Genomic DNA, 16,576 nt, shown 5'->3' with positions numbered 1-16,576 from the left:
ATTCGAAGTTTGATCAACGGCATTCTTGCCGCCGAGGAGCTGATTGCTTCGCGCGTGGCTCACACATTCCGGACGTACCCCAAGCAGATCACGGCTGCGATCGCCGCGTTGCTGCTGTCCGCTGGTGGCGGTGCCTTCGCTGTCGCCTCGCTCGGCCCCGACGCGGCCGAGATCCCCGTCAAGCAGGTGTTCGAGGCCGTTGCGCCGTCCACCTCCTTCGCCGACCAGATCGAGGCGCTCGACGCCCACAGCTTCACGCTGTTCCGCACCGAAATCACGCGCTCGAGCGACACCGCCGAGGCCCTGCTGCAGCGCCTCGGCCTCTCCGACCCTGCGGCCGCCGCCTTCGTGCGCGGCAACGCCGACGCCCGGGCCGCGCTGTTGAGCCGTCCAGGCCGCACCGTGACCGCCGAGGCGACCCAGGAAAACGCCCTGAAGAAGCTCAGCGCCCGCTGGATTCCCGATGGCGACGGCGGCTTCAAGCGCCTGGTGGTCGAAAAGACCCCGACCGGCTTCCGTGCCCGCACCGAGACCGACGCCCTGACGCCCGGGACCCGGCTGGCCAGCGGCGTCGTGCGGACCTCGCTGTTCGCCGCCACCGACGACGCCCGCATCCCCGATCCGGTCGCCAGCCAGCTGGCCGACATCTTCTCGGGCGATGTCGATTTCCGCTCGCTGCGCAAGGGCGACCGCTTCGCCGTGGTCTACGAGACGCTCGACGCCGATGGCCAGACCCTGCGTACCGGCCGCGTGCTGTCGGCCGAGTTCGAGAGCAACGGCAAGCTCTACCAGGCGCTGTGGTACCAGGAGCCCGGCCAGAAAGGCGGCTACTACCGCCCCAGCGGCGACAGCCTGCGGCGCGCCTACCTGAGCTCGCCGGTCGAGTTCTCGCGCGTGACCAGCGGCTTCGCGATGCGCCTGCACCCGATCCTCAACAGCTGGCGCCAGCACCACGGCATCGACTTCGCCGCCCCCACCGGCACCCCGGTGCGCGCGGTCGGCGACGGCACGGTCGAGTTCGCCGGCACCCAGAACGGCTACGGCAACATCGTCATCCTGAAGCACCACAACAACCAGGAAACCGCCTACGCCCACCTCAGCCGGGTCGATGTCAAGGTCGGCCAGAGCGTCAGCCAGAGCCAGACGCTCGGCGCCGTCGGCTCCACCGGCTGGGCCACCGGCCCGCACCTGCATTTCGAGTTCCGGGTCAATGGCGAGTACCACGACCCGGCCACCATCGCCCAGCAGGACGGCGGCGCGCCCATCACGGCGGCCAACCGCCCCGCCTTCGAGCGGCTGGCGCTCGCCACGCGCACCGAGCTGTCGGCGGCCTTCTCGGTCGTCCAGGCCAGCGCCGACTGACGGCCGGCCGCGCGGCCTCATCCTCCGCCTGACCGCCCCATGGCTGAATTCTTCATCGGCCTGATGTCGGGCACTTCGCTGGACGGCGTCGACGGCGTCCTGGCGGATCTCTCGGACGGCGGCATCGCCGTCCAGGGCTACGCGACGGCGCCCTTCCCGGTGGGGCTGCGCACCGAGCTGATGGCGCTCAACACCCCCGGCAACAACGAACTGCACCGCGCCGCCCTGGCCGGCAACGGCCTGGCCCGGGTCTACGCGCAGGTGGCGCAGCAGTTGCTCGAAGACGCCGGCCTGGCGCCCGACGACATTGCCGCCATCGGCGCCCACGGCCAGACCGTCCGCCACCGCCCGGGCGAGTTCGACGAGGTCGGCTACACGCTGCAGATCAACAACCCATCGCTGCTGGCAGAGCTCACCGGCATCCGCGTGGTGGCCGACTTCCGCAGCCGAGACCTGGCGGCGGGCGGCCAGGGGGCGCCCCTGGTGCCGGGCTTCCACCGGGCCCTGTTCGCCCGCCCCGACGAGGCGGTGGCGGTTCTGAACATCGGCGGCATCTCCAACCTGAGCCTGTTGCCGGCCGGCGAAGGCACCGTGCTGGGCTTCGATTGCGGCCCGGGCAACGCGTTGATCGACCACTGGTGCCAGACCCACATCGGCCAGCCCTTCGACGCCGGCGGCCAGTGGGCCGCCAGCGGCCGGGTGCTGCCGGAGCTGCTGGCCCGGCTGCTCGCCGAACCCTATTTCGCCAAGCAGCCGCCGAAGAGCACCGGGCGCGACCTGTTCCATCCGAACTGGCTGGCCTCGCACCTCGGCACCTCCGAGGCGACGCCGGCCGACGTGCAGGCGACCCTGACCGAGCTCACCGCGAGCACCTGCGCGGCGCATCTGCAGCGCCATGGCGCCGACAGCCGGACCCTGATCGTCTGCGGCGGCGGCGCCCTGAACCAGCACCTGCTGGCCCGGCTGCGCGCCTTGTTGCCCGCGGTCGAGGTGGTGTCGTCCGCCGAGCGCGGCTTGCCGCCGCAGCAGGTCGAGGCCGCGGCCTTCGCCTGGCTGGCGCGCGCCACCCTGAACGGTGAAGCCGGCAACCTCGCCAGCGTCACCGGCGCCCGCGGCCCGCGGTCGCTGGGCGGCATCTACCCCGCCTGATCAGCCCTGGCCCGAGACCTCGGGCTGGGCCGGCTGCACCGCCCGGGCTTCGGGCGGCAAATGCCAGAAGATCAGGGCCGAAGCCAGCGTGACCAGCCCCATGCTCGCGAAGGTGGCCTCGAAGGCATGCAGGGTGGCCAGCGGGGTGGCGCTGCCGAACACCTCGGTGTAGCCGCCCAGCACCGCGCTGGCGGCCGCCACGCCCATGCTCATGGCCAGCATCTGGACCATCGACAGCAGCGTGTTGCCGCTGCTGGCCATGCTGCCGTCCAGGTCCTTGAGCGTGATCGTGTTCATGGCCGTGAACTGCAGCGAATTGACGGCGCCGAACACGAGCAGCTGCACGATCTGCAGCGCCGCCGGCTGGTCGGGCGTGGCCAGCCCGAAACTGGCCATCGTCAGGCCCACCAGCGCCGTGTTGACCACCAGCACGCGGCGATAGCCGTAACGCAGGATCAGCGGCGTGGCGAAGCGCTTCATCGCCATGCCGGCGAGCGCGATCGGCAGCATCATGAGCCCGGCCTTCAGCGGCGAATAGTTCATCGACACCTGCAGCAGCAGCGGCACCAGGAAGGGCATGCAGCCGCTGCCCAGGCGCGAGAACAGGTTGCCCAGCAGCCCGATGCTCAGGGTCGGGATGCCGAACAGCGCCGGCTCGAACAGCGGGTCGGGCCGCCGCTGCGCGTGCAGCCAGTAGGCCGTGATGCTGGCGAAGCCGAAGATCATCAGCACCACCACGCCGACGCCGTGCAGCCCGAGGCCCGACACGCCGTCGATCGCCAGCGAGACCGTCACCATGCCGAAGGCCAGCATCGCATAGCCCACGCCGTCGAAGCGCCGCTGCAGCGCGGCCCTCAGGTCGGGCATGAAGTAGAGCGTGGCCACGCAGCCGGCCAGGCCCACCGGCACGTTGATGAGAAAGATCCAGTGCCAGGAGGCGTACTGCACCAGCCAGCCGCCCAGGGTCGGCCCCAAGAGCGGGCCGATGAGGCCCGGGATGGCGACAAAGCTCATCGCCGCCAGGAACTCGGCCCGCGGCACCGAGCGCAGCAGCGCCAGCCGGCCGACCGGCAGCAGCAGCGCCCCGCCCATTCCCTGCACCACCCGCGCCGCGACCAGCTGGCCGATGCCGCGCGACAGCGCGCACAGCACCGAGCCGATCACGAACAGCACGATGGCCGAGAAGAAGACCCGCCGGGTGCCGAAGCGGTCGGCGATCCAGCCCGAGGCGGGGATCAGCATCGCCATCGTGAGCGCATAGGCCACCACCACCGACTGCATCCGCAGCGGGCTCTCGCCGAGGCTGGCGGCCATCGCCGGCAGTGCGGTGTTGATGATGGTGGCATCCAGCGTCTGCATGAAGAAGCCGACGGCCACCAGCCACAGCAGGCTCTTGCGCGGGGATTCGGGGGAAGTCATCGATCAGGGAAATGGGCAGGCAGCAAAAAGCCGCCCGAAGGCGGCTTTTTCACGGGCGGCGATGCGCCGGCACGTCAGGCCGAGAAGCTCGAGCCGCAGCCGCAGGTGCTGGTGGCGTTCGGGTTCTTGATCACGAACTGGGCGCCCTGCAGGTCTTCCTTGTAGTCGATCTCGGCGCCGACCAGGTACTGGTAGCTCATGGCGTCGATCAGCAGCGAGACACCGTTCTTGGTCATGGTGGTGTCGTCTTCGTTGGTGATCTCGTCGAAAGTGAAGCCGTACTGGAAGCCGGAGCAGCCGCCGCCCTGCACGAACACGCGCAGCTTGAGGTCGGGATTGCCTTCTTCGGCGATCAGGTCGGCGACCTTGGCGGCCGCGCTGTCGGTGAAGACGATCGGCTCGGGCATCATGGCCGGGGTCTGGATGGTTTCTGCAACGGCGCTCATTGTGAGGGGACTCCTGTGGGGCCGAACTTTGCGGCCGATCAACCAATGCTACTTCAACCAACAAAAAACCGCCCGAAGGCGGTTTCTTGACATTGCGAGCGGTAAGCCCAAACGCCTTAGCGCTTGGAGAACTGCTTGCGGCGGCGTGCGGAATGCAGGCCGACCTTCTTGCGCTCGACTTCACGCGCATCGCGCGTCACGAAACCAGCCTGGCTCAGCACCGGCTTCAGCGTCGCGTCGTAGTCGATCAGCGCGCGGGTGATGCCGTGGCGCGCCGCGCCGGCCTGACCCGATTCGCCGCCGCCGGCGACGTTGATCATGATGTCGAAGGTTTCGACGTTGTTCGTCAGGAACAGCGGCTGCTTCGCGATCATGATGGAGGTTTCCCGGCCGAAATAAGCCTGGATGTCCTTGCCATTGACCGTGATCTTGCCGGTGCCCTTCTTGATGAACACACGGGCGACGCTCGATTTGCGACGGCCGGTGCCATTGTTCCATTCACCAATCATTCTCAAGGCTCCTTACAGTTCCAGCACTTTGGGCTGTTGGGCGGTATGCGGGTGCTCTGCGCCACCGTACACCTTGAGTTTCTTGATCATCGCGTAGCCGAGCGGGCCCTTGGGCAGCATGCCCTTGACGGCCTTTTCCAGGGCGCGGCCCGGGTGCTTGGCTTGCATGTCGCGGAAGTTCGTCGCCGTGATACCGCCCGGGTAGCCCGAGTGACGGTAGTACACCTTGTCGATCGGCTTGGCGCCGGTCACGCGGAGTTGCGATGCGTTGATGATGACGATGAAGTCACCGGTGTCGACGTGAGGCGTGTAAATGGCCTTGTGTTTGCCGCGCAAACGGAGAGCAACTTCGCTGGCTACTCGTCCGAGGACCTTGTCGGTCGCGTCAATCACAAACCACTCGTGCGTCACGTCAGCGGGCTTGGCGCTGAACGTTTTGGTCATGAGTTTTCTCTTTTGAAGAGGGTTTGGCGGGCCCTTTTCCACGGTCGGCGTTCCTCTTGCGGGAATCTCTTAGGTGGTGGTGGTTGTCCTCCGCCGCGGGGCCACAAAAGCGCTGCGAAGCCCTCCATTATATGAAGAATCGGGCCTGGCGGGCAAATCCTGCCCTAGGGCGCTGGCGCTGGCCCTAGCGGAGCACCCGCACCAGTTCGAGGGATTCGTTCGAACTGCTCGAGTTGCCGCGCCGGTGCTCGGCCTCGAAACGCACCACCCGGCCCAGGTCGCGCGCATACCAGGCCGAGGCCCTGAACGGCGTGCCGACCGGCGAGGCGCCGGTGCCGTAGGAGGCGTAGATCCAGCCCGCGTAGTCGATCTGGACCACGTTCAGGTCCACGCCGTCGATGCGCATCGTCCGTTCGGAAACCACCGTGGCATCGAGTTCATGGCGCCATTTCTCGCCCGTGACCGCCACGTAGTCCAGGTGCCAGCGCATCCCGGGCTTGAGTTCCCTGCGCCCCCAGCCGCCGGGCGGCGACGAGACGTCGTAGCTGCCGCCGGCCGGCGAGGCGACCGAGACCACCCGGCCGTCGGTCTTCTCGACCCGCCCGCCCATGTTGAAGATCACCTCGTCGCCCGCGACCCGATCCACCCGGTAGACCACGGTCGACCGGTTGCCGGTCAGGCGGTCGACGCGCTGGAATTCGAGCCCGTCGCCGGGCCGCAGGGGCGCCGTGAGGGTGTTCGCCGGCGCGGCGCCGGCCGCGGCGGTTCGGACGTCCCCCCGCGGCCGCTGGGCGAGCGCGGCCTGGGCGCGGGCTGGAATCTCGGGCACGAAATCGGCGGGCACGGCGAAACCGGGTGCGCCAGGATCGCGGCCGGCGGCGCTGGTGATGCCCAGCAGGCGGCCTTCGGCGTCGAACAGGCCGCCGCCGCTAGCTCCCGCGGCGAGCACCGCGGCCAGCTGCAGCTGCCGGTCGTCGCCGTCCTCGCCGCGCAGGCCGGTGAGCATGGTCTCGCCCAGCGTGTTCTCGACGCCGCGCGGACTGCCGACCAGGTAGGCCTTCTGGCCCACCCGCGCCGCCCCGGCCGGCGCCAGCGGCACCGGCGCGGCATTGAAATTGGCGACCCTGATCTGGCACAGGTCGCGTTCGACGTCCGGGTGTTCGAGCGTTGCGCCGTAGGTCACGTTGTCCTGCCTGATCACGAAGCTGGCGGCCTTCGCGAGCACATGGCAGGCGGTCACCAGGCGGCCCGGCGCGATCACCACGGCGCTGCCGGTGCGCAGCGGACGCTCCTGCGCGTCGAGGGTGCGGACGGTCCAGACCGCAGGCGACACCCGCGCGAACAGCACGTCGGGCTCGAGCGCGAAGGCGCCCGAGGCGACCAAGGCGGCGGCCAGGAAGGCCGCCGTGCGGCCGATGCTTGCGGGGGTCATGGCGCGGCTCACTTCCGGGCCGGCAGCAAGGCGCCGAGATCGTCGAGCGAAACGCGTGAGACCGGCTTCGGCGCCGCCGCGGGCGTCGGATCGGGCGGCGGCGCGACTGCCGCGACCACGGGGGCCGGCGGGGGTGCCGTGGGGGCCGGCGCCACGACTTCGGCCACCGCGACCTTCGGCGGCGCGGCAGCAACAGGCACCGATGCAGCCATCCGCGTGACGCCCAGCGCCACGCCGGCGACCGGCTGGTCGCCCTGCTGCACGCTGCGGTCGTAGCTTCGCTCCTCGCCGAACACGAGTTGCATCCAGCTCGGATAGTTGTAGCCGGCGCCGCTGCCGACATCGATCGCGGCGCCGATCACGCCGCCGACCACGATGTTGCCGACCATCCCGGCGTTGACGCGCGACACCGCCTGACCGGTCGCCGGCGGCAGCCCGGCCTGGGTGCATTCGACCTTCAGGTTGGCGCCGGAACGCCGCACCAGCACGCTCTGGCCGGACAGCGTGAGTGCATCGCCCTTGTCGTTCGACAGCCGGCACTCGGCGCCCTCGATGGCCTTGCCGTCGGACGTCAGGGTCTCGACCTTGAGCGACTGGGTGGTACCGTGCGTGACCGACGCACAGCCGGTCAAAATAGAGAGGACGCCAGCGCATGCGCACAGGCCCCAGAATCGCCATCCAGCTCCTCGCATCCTCGATCCTTGTAATTTAATGTTACGGCGCGAGAGTCTAGCGTCGTCCCGTTCATCTTCCAGGCACTATTCCTCATGTTCAGTTACCGCCACGCCTTCCATGCCGGCAACCACGCCGACGTGCTCAAGCACACGGTGCTGATTGCCACGCTCGAACACCTGCTCGAGAAAGACACCGCCCTCACGGTGGTCGACACCCACGCCGGCGCCGGCCTCTACCGGCTCGACGGCGACTACGCCGGCACCAGCGGCGAGGCCGCCGACGGCGTGCTGCGGCTGGTCGGCGGCGGCGCCAAGCCGGCGCCCCCGAAGGGCGCCAAGGCCGTACCCGACGCCCAGCTGGCCGACGCCCTCGCCCGCTACCTCGAGGTGGTGGGCGACTTCAATCCCAAGGGCGGCGCCAAGATCTACCCGGGATCGCCGTTCATCGTCCATCACCTGCTGCGCGAGCACGACAAGCTCAAGCTGTTCGAGCTGCACCCGACCGATGCCCGGACGCTCGACGCCAACATCGCCCAGCTCGAGGCCGGCCGCCAGATCACCGTGCTGCGCGACGACGGCTTCGGCAGCGCCACCAAGTTCCTGCCGCCGCCCTCGCGGCGGGCACTGGTGCTCTGCGACCCCAGCTACGAGATCAAGAGCGACTACGCCCGGGTGCTCGACTTCGTGGGCGAGGCGCTCAAGCGCTTTGCCACCGGCACTTATGCCGTCTGGTATCCGATCATTCCGCGGCCGGAAGCGCACGACCTGCCGCGCCGGCTCAAGACGATGGCCACCAAGGCCGGCAAGTCCTGGCTGCATGCCACGCTGACCGTCAAGTCGAGCAAGATCACGACCGATGCGACCGGCGCCACGCACCGGCCGGGCCTGCCCGCCAGCGGCATGTTCCTGATCAATCCGCCCTACACGCTGAAGCCGCTGCTGGCGGCGGCCCTGCCGCAGATGGCCGAGCGGCTGGCGCAGGACCGCAACGCCACCTTCTCGCTCGACAGCGGCGGCTAGCGGCGGCTTGCGTCAGCGCCGCTTGCGAAGCGGCAGGAGCTTCCGCGCCGGCTTCGGCGCCGGCTCCGGCGCCGCCTGGGCCGGCGTCTCGACCGCGCCGACTTCCTTGCCGCCGCAGCGGTCGGTGTCCTTGTCGGCGATCGACAGCGCCACCGTCTTGATGCCCATGCCGAGCATCCCGATTTCTTCCGCCGCGGCCCGGCTGAGGTCGATGATGCGGCCCGAGGCGTAGGGGCCGCGGTCGTTGACGCGCACCAGCACCTCGCGCCCGTTGACCAGGCTGCGGACGCAGACGCGGGTGTTGAACGGCAGCGTCCGGTGCGCCGCCGTGAAGGCTGTCATGTCGAAGCGCTCGCCGCTGGCGGTCTTGCGCTGGTGGAACTGGATGCCGTACCAGGACGCGCCGCCGCGCTCGAAGATCTCGCGCCCGCCCTCGTCGCCCGGGATGCCGTCGTCGGGCCCGAGCTCGCCCGCGCCCGACACCGCCAGGTCGTAGCGCACCGACGGCACCGCGGAGCGCGGCGGAGCGCCGGGCGGCAAGGCCGGCTGCCGGGCCAGCGGCCGCAGCCGGATCGTTGCACCGCCGGCCTCATCGCCCGGCGCGGTGGGCTGCAGGGAACAGGCCGCAAGCCCGGCCGCGAGCAACGCCATCGACAGCGTCGCAACGCGGCGGCTCAAACTCATTCGGCCCAACCCAGCCGCTGCAGCACGCCGAGCGTGGCCACCGACTGGTTCATCGTGTAGAAATGCAGCGCCGGCGCGCCGCCGGCGCACAGCCGCTCGCACAGGGCCGCGACGACGTCGAGGCCGAAGGCCTTGATCGACGCCGTGTCGTCGCCGAAGCCCTGCAGCCGCAGCCGGATCCAGCGCGGGATCTCGGCGCCGCAGGCGTCCGAGAAGCGCATCAGCTGGGTCGAGCTGGTGATCGGCATGATGCCCGGCACGATCGGCGTGTCGAGCCCCAGGGCACGCGCGTCGTCGACGAAGCGCCAGTAGGCCTCGGGGCTGAAGAAGTACTGCGTGATGGCCGAGTCGGCGCCCGCGCGCACCTTGGCCGCGAAGGCCTGCAGGTCGGCTTCGGGCGAACGGGCCTGCGGATGCACCTCGGGATAGCAGGCCACCTCGATGTGGAAATCGCGGCCGGTCTCCGCGCGGATGAAGGCCACCAGGTCGCTCGCATAGAGGAACTCGCCGCCCACGCCATAGCCGCTCGGCAGGTCGCCGCGCAGCGCGACCAGGCGCTTGACGCCCATCGCCTTGAGTTCGCCCAACTGCTCGCGCACCGTCGCCTTGGTCGCGCCGATGCAGGAGAAGTGGCAGGCCGCGGCCACGCCTTCGGCGAGGATCTCGCGCACCGCGCCGAAGGTGCCGTCGTGGGTCGAGCCACCGGCGCCGTAGGTCACGGAGCAGAACTCGGGCGACTGCGCGTAGAGCTGCTGGCGCACCGCGCGCAGCTTGACCGCGCCCTCGGGCGTCTTGGTCGGAAAAAACTCAAAGCTCAGCGGAAGGCGCACGGCCGGCTCCTGGTTGGCCGTCCGCAGGAACAGCATGGATGAAGAATTCGCGGTTGCCGTCGCCGCCCTCGATCGGGCTGTCGAGCCAGCGCACGACGCGCAGCCCGAGCGCCGCGCAGCTGTCGCGCAGGCGTTGCTCGACCAGCGCGTAGAGCGCCGGGTCGCGCACGATGCCGCCCTTGCCGACCTGGCCCGGCTGCAGCTCGAACTGCGGCTTGACCAGCATCAGCAGGTCGCCGCCGGGCGCCAGCAGCGGCACCAGCGCGGGCAGCACCAGCGTCTGCGAGATGAAGGACAGGTCGCCGACGATCAGGCCGAAGCTGTCGCCGACCGGCGCCTCGTCGTCCTCGTCGTCCTCGGATTCGGCGGCCCAGGCCTCGGCCGTCAGGGTGCGCGCATTGACGCCCTCGACCGCGGTCACGCGCGCATCTTCGCGGATGCGGGCATGCAGCTGACCATGGCCGACGTCGACGCCGACCACATGCGCAGCACCGCGCTGCAGCAGGCAGTCGGTGAAGCCGCCGGTCGACTGGCCGACGTCGAGACAACGCCGGCCCGTCGGGTCGATGCCGGTGGCGGCCAGCGCGCCCTCCAGCTTGAGGCCGCCGCGCGACACGTAGCGGGCCTCGGCGGCGTCGAGCAGTTCGAGCTCGGCCGCTTCGGGGATTTCGTCGCGGTTCTTGCCCACGACGCGCCAGTCGGCGCCATCACGCCAGCGCAAGCCGCCGGCGATCAGGCGAACCGCCTGCGAACGCGAAGCGGCCAGGCCGCGTTCGACGAGCAACTGATCGGCACGCAAGGCGTGAGCCTCAGGCCGGCGCCGGGCCGCCCCAAGGCGGCCTGCGGCCCCCTCGGGGGGCAGCGACACCCAAAGTGAGGAGCGTGGGGGCCATATTCAGTAACGGTAGGTGTCCGGCTTGTACGGACCGTTCTTGTCGACGCCGATGTAGGCGGCTTGCGTGTCCGTCAGCGTGGTCAGCATGGCACCGACCTTCTTCAGGTGCAGGCGCGCGACCTTCTCGTCGAGGTGCTTGGGCAGCACGTAGACCTTGCCGGCCTGGTAGGCGTCGGGCTTGGTGAAGAGCTCGATCTGGGCGATGGTCTGGTTGGCGAACGAGGACGACATCACGAAGCTCGGATGGCCCGTGCCGCAGCCCAGGTTCACGAGGCGGCCCTTGGCCAGCAGGATGATCTTCTTGCCGTCGGGGAATGTGATGTGGTCGACCTGCGGCTTGATCTCTTCCCACTCGTACTTCTCGATCGAGGCGACGTCGATCTCGTTGTCGAAGTGGCCGATGTTGCAGACGATCGCCTGGTCCTTCATGGCGGCCATGTGCTCGTGGCGGATCACGTCGCGGTTGCCGGTGGTGGTGACGAAGATGTCGGCCTTGTCGGCGGCGTATTCCATCGTGACGACCTTGTAGCCTTCCATCGCTGCCTGCAGGGCGTTGATCGGGTCGATCTCGGTCACCCACACCTGGGCGCTCAGCGCCCGCAGGGCCTGGGCCGAGCCCTTGCCGACGTCGCCGTAGCCGGCCACGCAGGCGACCTTGCCGGCGATCATCACGTCGGTGGCGCGCTTGATGCCGTCGACCAGCGATTCGCGGCAGCCGTAGAGGTTGTCGAACTTGCTCTTGGTGACCGAGTCATTGACGTTGATGGCGCGGAACTGCAGCGTGCCCTTGGCCGACATCTCGTTCAGGCGGTGCACGCCGGTGGTGGTTTCTTCGGTCACGCCGATGATCTGGGCCGACTTGCGGGTGTACCAGGTGGGGTCGACCGCCAGCTTGGCCTTGATCGCGGCGAACAGGATGCGTTCTTCTTCGCTGGTCGGGTTGGCCAGCACGCCGAGATCCTTCTCGGCCTTCTGGCCCAGGTGCATCAGCATGGTGGCGTCGCCGCCGTCGTCGAGGATCATGTTCGGGCCTTCGTCCTTCGAGCCCTTGGGGCCGAATTCGAAGATGGCGTGGGTGTAGTCCCAATAGTCGGTCAGCGACTCGCCCTTGATCGCGAACACCGGCGTGCCGGCGGCGGCGATGGCGGCGGCGGCGTGGTCCTGGGTCGAGAAGATGTTGCACGAGGCCCAGCGCACGGTGGCGCCGAGGGCCTGCAGGGTCTCGATCAGCACGGCGGTCTGGATCGTCATGTGCAGCGAACCGGTGATGCGCGCGCCCTTGAGCGCCTGGCCCTTGGCGAATTCCTCGCGGATCGCCATCAGGCCGGGCATCTCGGTTTCGGCGATGCGGATTTCCTTGCGGCCCCAGGCGGCCAGGGACAGGTCGGCGATCGCCTGGTCGGCGGTCGAGACGGGGGTGGTTTTGAGAACAGCGCTCATGTGGGCTCCAAAGCGGGTTTGACAGTGGCCACTGCATTCGGGGAACGGACTCACCGCGAGAACAGCGGGTGAGCGTGGTTGCGATGATGGTCCGAGCCTCACGCCTGACGGCGCTGCAACGCTCCTCGGAACGGCGCATTTTAACGCCAGCCGCCGGACCGCCGCCAGCAAGGCGCGCCGGATCGGCCTAGACTGCGTTTCCCCTCCACTGCCGCACCGAATTCCGCCATGTCCAAAGCCAAGGTCCTCGCCCTGTCACTTGCAGCCGCCGCAGCGGCCGTTCTGTCCGCCTCGGCCTGGGCCCAGGGGGGCGCGGCCCAGCCCCCGGTGCGCGTGCGCGGCGTGATCGCCCATGTCGACGCCACCTCGCTGACCGTCAAGGACCGCAGCGGCGAAGTCGTCACGATGGTGCGTCCGCCCGACCTGCGGGTCGTCGAGGTACTGCCGGTCACGCTGGGCGCGATCAAGCCCAACAGTTTCGTCGGCGCCGGCTCGCTGCCCCAGCCCGACGGCACCCAGCGCGCGGTCGAGGTGCTGGTCTTTCCGGAGGCCATGCGCGGCACCGGCGAGGGTTTCCGGCCCTGGGACTACATGCCCAACGGCACGATGACCAACGCCACCGTCTCGGCCCTCGCCGCCGCACCGTCCTCGGTACCGGGCGGCCGCAAGCTGGTGCTGCGCTACAAGGACGGCGAGAAGACCGTGATCGTGCCCCGCGGCACGCCCATCGTCACCTTCAAGCCGGCCCAGGACGACCAGCAGGCGCTGGTGGTGCAGGGCGCGAAAGTCGTCGTCACGGCGCAGCTGAAGGACGGCAAGCCCACCGCCTCCAGCATGCTGGTGGGCCGCAACGGCTTCACGCCGCCGATGTGAACGGTAAAATTGCGGGCTTTGCCTTCAGCAGACCGCGCCCGTGAGCGCGCACCGCGTTCACTATGACCTTCGCCTCCGAAACCAAACGCCGCCGCACCTTCGCGATCATTTCCCACCCGGACGCCGGCAAGACCACGCTGACCGAGAAGCTGCTGCTGTTCTCGGGCGCGATCCAGATCGCCGGCTCGGTCAAGGCCCGCAAGGCCTCGCGCCATGCGACGTCCGACTGGATGGAGATCGAGAAGCAGCGCGGCATCTCGGTGGCCTCGTCGGTGATGCAGATGGTCTATCGCGACCACGTCATCAACCTGCTCGACACGCCCGGCCACAAGGACTTCTCCGAAGACACCTACCGCGTGCTGACCGCGGTCGACTCGGCACTGATGGTGATCGACGCCGCCAACGGCGTCGAAGCCCAGACCCGCCGGCTGATCGAGGTCTGCCGCCAGCGCGACACGCCGATCATCACCTTCGTCAACAAGATGGACCGCGAGGTGCGCGAGCCGCTCGAACTGCTCGACGAGATCGAGCGCGAGCTCGGCATGCCCTGCGTGCCGATGACCTGGCCGGTGGGCCAGGGCAAGACCTTCGGCGGCATCATCAACCTGCGCACGCAGGCGATGACGGTGTTCGAGTCGGGCCAGGAAAAGCTGCCGCAGGACTTCGAGACCATTCCCCTGACCGACCGCGAGGCGCTCCACAAGCGCTTCGGCCGCGAGTTCGACCACGCGATGGAAAGCATGGAGCTCGCCACCGGCGCCTCGCCGAGCTGGGACCGCGAGGCCTTCCTGGCCGGCAAGCAGACGCCGGTGTTCTTCGGCTCGGGCGTCAACAACTTCGGCGTCATGGAAGTGCTCGATGCGCTGGTCGACCTGGCGCCGCAGCCGCAGTCGCGCACCAGCACCACGATGGTCAACCGCCAGCCGGTGGTGAAGGAGATCCAGCCCGAGGACAAGGATTTCGCTGGCGTGGTCTTCAAGGTGCAGGCCAACATGGACGCCAACCACCGCGACCGCATCGCCTTCGTGCGCATGGCCTCCGGCCGCTACACGCCGGGCATGAAGCTGCGCGTGCAGCGCACCGCCAAGGAACTGCGCCCGACCAGCGTCGTGACCTTCATGAGCCAGCGCCGCGAAGCGGTCGAGGAAGCCTACGCCGGCGACATCGTCGGCTTCACGACCCATGGCGGCGTGCAGCTGGGCGACACCATCACGGACGGCGCCTCGCTGCAGTTCACCGGCCTGCCCTTCTTCGCGCCCGAGCTCTTCATGACCGTGATCCTGAAGAACCCGCTGCGGACCAAGCAGCTGCAGCAGGGCCTGGCGCAGCTCGGCGAGGAAGGCGCGATCCAGGTGTTCCGGCCCGAAATCGGCGGCCCGATGCTGCTCGGCGCGGTCGGGCAGCTGCAGTTCGAAGTGGTGCAGCACCGCCTGAAGACCGAATACGACGCCGACATCCGGCTCGAGGGCTGCCAGTACACCGGCGCGCGCTGGATCACGGCCGACACGCCGGCCGAATTGCGCGCCTTCGTCGATGCCTACCCGCAGCGCATGGCGCTCGACGCGGCCAACACGCTGGCCTACCTGTGCACCTCGCCCTACGACGTCCGGCTGGCACAGGAGCGCTTCCCGAAGATCCACTTCCACCCGCTGCGCGAGCACGCCGGCCTGGCGCTGCAGACCGCCTCCTGATGATTCCCCTTGGCGAGTGGCCGCTGGCGGCGCGGCGGGCGCTGGTCGGCGTCTTCACCGACATCGACGACACGCTGACCACCGAGGGCGCGATCAGCGCCGATGCGCTGGCGGCGCTGGCCGACCTGCGCACGGCCGGCTTGCACAGGGTGGCGATCACCGGCCGCCCGGTGGGCTGGAGCGAGCCCTTCGCGAACGTCTGGCCGGTGGACGCGATCGTGGCCGAGAACGGCGCCGTCGCCCTGCTGCCGCTGCCCGGCGGCGGCCTCGAGAAGCGCTACCAGCAGGACGCGCCCACGCGCGAACGCAACTTCGCCCGCATGCAGTCCGTGCTCGGCCGCATCGAGCGCGAGATCCCGGGTGCCCGGCGCGCCGCCGACTCGGCCGGCCGCGAATGCGACATCGCGATCGACCACAGCGAGTTCACGCAGCTCGGCGATGCGCAGATCGCCGCCGTGGTGGCACTGATGCAGAGCGAGGGCATGCACGCGACCGTCAGCAGCATCCACGTCAACGGCTGGTACGGCAGCCACAACAAGCTCGAAGGCGCGCGCTGGATTGTGCGCGAGCTGTGGGGCCGCCGGCTCGACGACGAGATGCCGCGCTGGGCCTACGTCGGCGATTCGACCAACGATGCGCTGATGTTCCAGCACTTCGACAACAGCATCGGCGTCGCGAACGTTCGCCGCTTCGAGGCCGCGCTGTCGCACCTGCCGCGCTATGTCGCCAGCCGGGAGCGCGGCGCCGGCTTCGCCGAAGCGGCGGCGGCGGTGCTCAGGGCACGTTGAAGGCGACCGGCCTGGCCCGCGCGACCACGTTGCCGGCCGCGGTGTTGCTCATCAGTTCGAGCCGCGCGTTGTAGCTGCCCTTGGGCGGATTGAGCCACAGCTCGGTCTGCCCGCCCTCCAGCTCGATGATCTCGGCCTTCTGCCCTGGGCGTTCGAGCACCAGCCGGAAGTGCCCGGTGTCGGGCACCTTGGGGGCGGCATTCGAGACATTCAGGCCGCTGGCATGGAACTGCACCCGCAGCGGCAATTGCACCGTGCTGCGGTCGGCCGGGCTCAGCAACTCGACGCGCGGCGTCCCCAGCAGGCTGGCCGGCGTGACGCCCTTGTTCTGCTTGCTGACCGTGAACTTGAGCGGCTTGCTGTAGACGAAATACGGGATGTGCCCCTGGTCGGCCAGCACCAGCCGCATCGTGTAGGTGCCCGGCGGCAGGTCGACCACGGTCTCCATCTGGCCCTTGCCGAAGTGGATGTAGTGCTCGGTGAAGGGCAGCGGCTTGGTGAAATCGAGCGGCAGCGGCTGATCGATCAGCAGGTGGTGATGGCCGGCCGAGCCCGCGGTCTTGCCGGCCGGCACGATGCCCCGCATGGAGAGGCCGAAGCGGGCGACGAACGGCGCCTCCGTGGTCGCGCCGTCCTTCAGGTTGGTGAAGTAGGCCTCGGGCGACCAGTTCGGCGGCGGCACCACCCAGGGGTGGACCACGACGTCCGTGCCGTCGGCTGCCGGCGCCGCGGCTGAGGGCGGCGCATCAGCGGCCTGGGCGGCGGCGCCACCCGCCCCCAGCATCAGCGCGGCCACCGCCGCAGCCTCGATCGCCCGCCTCCCCCGACGCTCTGGATGCCGCATATCTACTCCTTAAGTACTGATCTGATTGTGTATCAATGAGTACCAAACAGTGAACGCGCATGACCGGCGGAAGCGT

17 protein-coding genes and 1 riboswitch are annotated in these 16,576 nt (G+C 69.3%); of the genes, 6 read left to right on the top strand and 11 right to left on the bottom strand.

The window, feature by feature from the left end:
- Window positions 1-9 precede the first annotated feature (9 nt).
- Window positions 10-1,362 (top strand): M23 family metallopeptidase, encoded by a 1,353-nt coding sequence (locus QZH52_RS08690; protein ID WP_286534837.1) that lies wholly within the window; start codon window positions 10-12, stop codon window positions 1,360-1,362.
- Between the two features lie 39 nt (window positions 1,363-1,401).
- Complete coding sequence (locus tag QZH52_RS08685) at window positions 1,402-2,511, top strand: anhydro-N-acetylmuramic acid kinase (protein ID WP_301806889.1); 1,110 nt, start codon at window positions 1,402-1,404, stop codon at window positions 2,509-2,511.
- Here the strand turns inward: QZH52_RS08685 and mdtD are convergent, their stop codons facing one another.
- The 6 genes from mdtD to QZH52_RS08655 all read right to left on the bottom strand — a co-directional run bounded on the left by mdtD (window position 2,512) and on the right by QZH52_RS08655 (window position 7,393).
- The gene (mdtD, locus tag QZH52_RS08680) at window positions 2,512-3,930 is read right to left on the bottom strand and encodes a multidrug transporter subunit MdtD (RefSeq protein ID WP_286534839.1); all 1,419 of its coding nucleotides are present in this window, start codon (window positions 3,928-3,930) and stop codon (window positions 2,512-2,514) included.
- Between the two features lie 74 nt (window positions 3,931-4,004).
- Window positions 4,005-4,376 carry an iron-sulfur cluster insertion protein ErpA gene (erpA, locus tag QZH52_RS08675; protein ID WP_286370102.1) on the bottom strand — a complete coding sequence of 124 codons (372 nt, stop codon included), beginning with the start codon at window positions 4,374-4,376 and terminating at the stop codon, window positions 4,005-4,007.
- Window positions 4,377-4,492: 116 nt separating this feature from the next.
- Window positions 4,493-4,885, bottom strand: a complete 393-nt coding sequence (gene rpsI / locus QZH52_RS08670; RefSeq protein WP_183027376.1) for a 30S ribosomal protein S9 — start codon at window positions 4,883-4,885, stop codon at window positions 4,493-4,495.
- Window positions 4,886-4,897: 12 nt separating this feature from the next.
- Window positions 4,898-5,329 carry a 50S ribosomal protein L13 gene (gene rplM / locus QZH52_RS08665; RefSeq protein ID WP_286370103.1) on the bottom strand — a complete coding sequence of 144 codons (432 nt, stop codon included), beginning with the start codon at window positions 5,327-5,329 and terminating at the stop codon, window positions 4,898-4,900.
- Window positions 5,330-5,513: 184 nt separating this feature from the next.
- Window positions 5,514-6,761 (bottom strand): S1 family peptidase, encoded by a 1,248-nt coding sequence (locus QZH52_RS08660; RefSeq protein ID WP_301806873.1) that lies wholly within the window; start codon window positions 6,759-6,761, stop codon window positions 5,514-5,516.
- An 8-nt stretch (window positions 6,762-6,769) separates the two neighbouring features.
- Window positions 6,770-7,393 carry a hypothetical protein gene (locus QZH52_RS08655; RefSeq protein ID WP_286534841.1) on the bottom strand — a complete coding sequence of 208 codons (624 nt, stop codon included), beginning with the start codon at window positions 7,391-7,393 and terminating at the stop codon, window positions 6,770-6,772.
- A 135-nt stretch (window positions 7,394-7,528) separates the two neighbouring features.
- Here QZH52_RS08655 and QZH52_RS08650 point away from each other — a divergent pair, with 135 nt between their 5' ends.
- Window positions 7,529-8,455, top strand: a complete 927-nt coding sequence (locus QZH52_RS08650) for a 23S rRNA (adenine(2030)-N(6))-methyltransferase RlmJ (protein ID WP_301806870.1) — start codon at window positions 7,529-7,531, stop codon at window positions 8,453-8,455.
- 12 nt (window positions 8,456-8,467) lie between these two features.
- On the opposite strand, the gene QZH52_RS08645 is transcribed toward QZH52_RS08650, so the two are convergent.
- From QZH52_RS08645 to ahcY, 4 genes are all read right to left on the bottom strand, one after another.
- Window positions 8,468-9,139: a septal ring lytic transglycosylase RlpA family protein gene (locus QZH52_RS08645; protein ID WP_301806867.1), complete on the bottom strand. Its 672-nt coding sequence runs from the start codon at window positions 9,137-9,139 to the stop codon at window positions 8,468-8,470.
- A complete protein-coding gene (gene metF / locus QZH52_RS08640; RefSeq protein ID WP_301806864.1) occupies window positions 9,136-9,969 on the bottom strand; it encodes a methylenetetrahydrofolate reductase [NAD(P)H] in 834 nt (277 codons plus the stop codon). The genes QZH52_RS08645 and metF overlap by 4 nt, the downstream gene beginning before the upstream one ends.
- Window positions 9,947-10,768, bottom strand: coding sequence for a TlyA family RNA methyltransferase (locus QZH52_RS08635; protein WP_286534844.1), 822 nt, complete (start codon window positions 10,766-10,768; stop codon window positions 9,947-9,949). Before QZH52_RS08635 ends, metF begins: the two co-directional genes overlap by 23 nt.
- A 96-nt stretch (window positions 10,769-10,864) precedes the next feature.
- Entirely contained in the window at window positions 10,865-12,304 is a 1,440-nt protein-coding gene (gene ahcY, locus QZH52_RS08630; protein ID WP_286534845.1) for an adenosylhomocysteinase, read from the bottom strand.
- 63 nt (window positions 12,305-12,367) lie between these two features.
- A riboswitch (S-adenosyl-L-homocysteine riboswitch) is annotated at window positions 12,368-12,437 on the bottom strand.
- Window positions 12,438-12,532: 95 nt separating this feature from the next.
- Here ahcY and QZH52_RS08625 point away from each other — a divergent pair.
- From QZH52_RS08625 to QZH52_RS08615, 3 genes are all read left to right on the top strand, one after another.
- Window positions 12,533-13,177, top strand: coding sequence for a hypothetical protein (locus tag QZH52_RS08625; RefSeq protein WP_301806856.1), 645 nt, complete (start codon window positions 12,533-12,535; stop codon window positions 13,175-13,177).
- A gap of 62 nt (window positions 13,178-13,239) precedes the next feature.
- Complete coding sequence (locus QZH52_RS08620; RefSeq protein ID WP_301806854.1) at window positions 13,240-14,868, top strand: peptide chain release factor 3; 1,629 nt, start codon at window positions 13,240-13,242, stop codon at window positions 14,866-14,868.
- Window positions 14,868-15,656 carry an HAD-IIB family hydrolase gene (locus tag QZH52_RS08615; protein ID WP_301806852.1) on the top strand — a complete coding sequence of 263 codons (789 nt, stop codon included), beginning with the start codon at window positions 14,868-14,870 and terminating at the stop codon, window positions 15,654-15,656. The genes QZH52_RS08620 and QZH52_RS08615 overlap by 1 nt, the downstream gene beginning before the upstream one ends.
- Here QZH52_RS08615 and QZH52_RS08610 read toward each other — a convergent pair.
- Entirely contained in the window at window positions 15,643-16,500 is an 858-nt protein-coding gene (locus QZH52_RS08610) for a DUF4399 domain-containing protein (RefSeq protein ID WP_301806850.1), read from the bottom strand. The two genes, QZH52_RS08615 and QZH52_RS08610, sit on opposite strands and share 14 nt — an antisense overlap.
- Between the last annotated feature and the right edge of the window lie 76 nt (window positions 16,501-16,576).

This window comes from Variovorax ginsengisoli (assembly GCF_030486595.1).
GTDB lineage: Bacteria > Pseudomonadota > Gammaproteobacteria > Burkholderiales > Burkholderiaceae_C > Variovorax > Variovorax ginsengisoli_B.
The sequence above is the reverse complement of the archived record's forward strand: the minus strand, read 5'-3'. Positions and strand labels throughout refer to the sequence as shown.

Excerpts from the sequence above, each read along its gene's own strand:
- QZH52_RS08685 (WP_301806889.1), top strand. The coding sequence starts at position 1,402 with ATGGCTGAATTCTTCATCGGCCTGATGTCGGGCACTTCGCTGGACGGC.
- mdtD (WP_286534839.1), bottom strand. The coding sequence starts at position 3,930 with ATGACTTCCCCCGAATCCCCGCGCAAGAGCCTGCTGTGGCTGGTGGCC.
- erpA (WP_286370102.1), bottom strand. The coding sequence starts at position 4,376 with ATGAGCGCCGTTGCAGAAACCATCCAGACCCCGGCCATGATGCCCGAG.
- rpsI (WP_183027376.1), bottom strand. The coding sequence starts at position 4,885 with ATGATTGGTGAATGGAACAATGGCACCGGCCGTCGCAAATCGAGCGTC.
- rplM (WP_286370103.1), bottom strand. The coding sequence starts at position 5,329 with ATGACCAAAACGTTCAGCGCCAAGCCCGCTGACGTGACGCACGAGTGG.
- QZH52_RS08660 (WP_301806873.1), bottom strand. The coding sequence starts at position 6,761 with ATGACCCCCGCAAGCATCGGCCGCACGGCGGCCTTCCTGGCCGCCGCC.
- QZH52_RS08650 (WP_301806870.1), top strand. The coding sequence starts at position 7,529 with ATGTTCAGTTACCGCCACGCCTTCCATGCCGGCAACCACGCCGACGTG.
- QZH52_RS08645 (WP_301806867.1), bottom strand. The coding sequence starts at position 9,139 with ATGAGTTTGAGCCGCCGCGTTGCGACGCTGTCGATGGCGTTGCTCGCG.
- ahcY (WP_286534845.1), bottom strand. The coding sequence starts at position 12,304 with ATGAGCGCTGTTCTCAAAACCACCCCCGTCTCGACCGCCGACCAGGCG.
- QZH52_RS08625 (WP_301806856.1), top strand. The coding sequence starts at position 12,533 with ATGTCCAAAGCCAAGGTCCTCGCCCTGTCACTTGCAGCCGCCGCAGCG.
- QZH52_RS08620 (WP_301806854.1), top strand. The coding sequence starts at position 13,240 with ATGACCTTCGCCTCCGAAACCAAACGCCGCCGCACCTTCGCGATCATT.
- QZH52_RS08615 (WP_301806852.1), top strand. The coding sequence starts at position 14,868 with ATGATTCCCCTTGGCGAGTGGCCGCTGGCGGCGCGGCGGGCGCTGGTC.
- QZH52_RS08610 (WP_301806850.1), bottom strand. The coding sequence starts at position 16,500 with ATGCGGCATCCAGAGCGTCGGGGGAGGCGGGCGATCGAGGCTGCGGCG.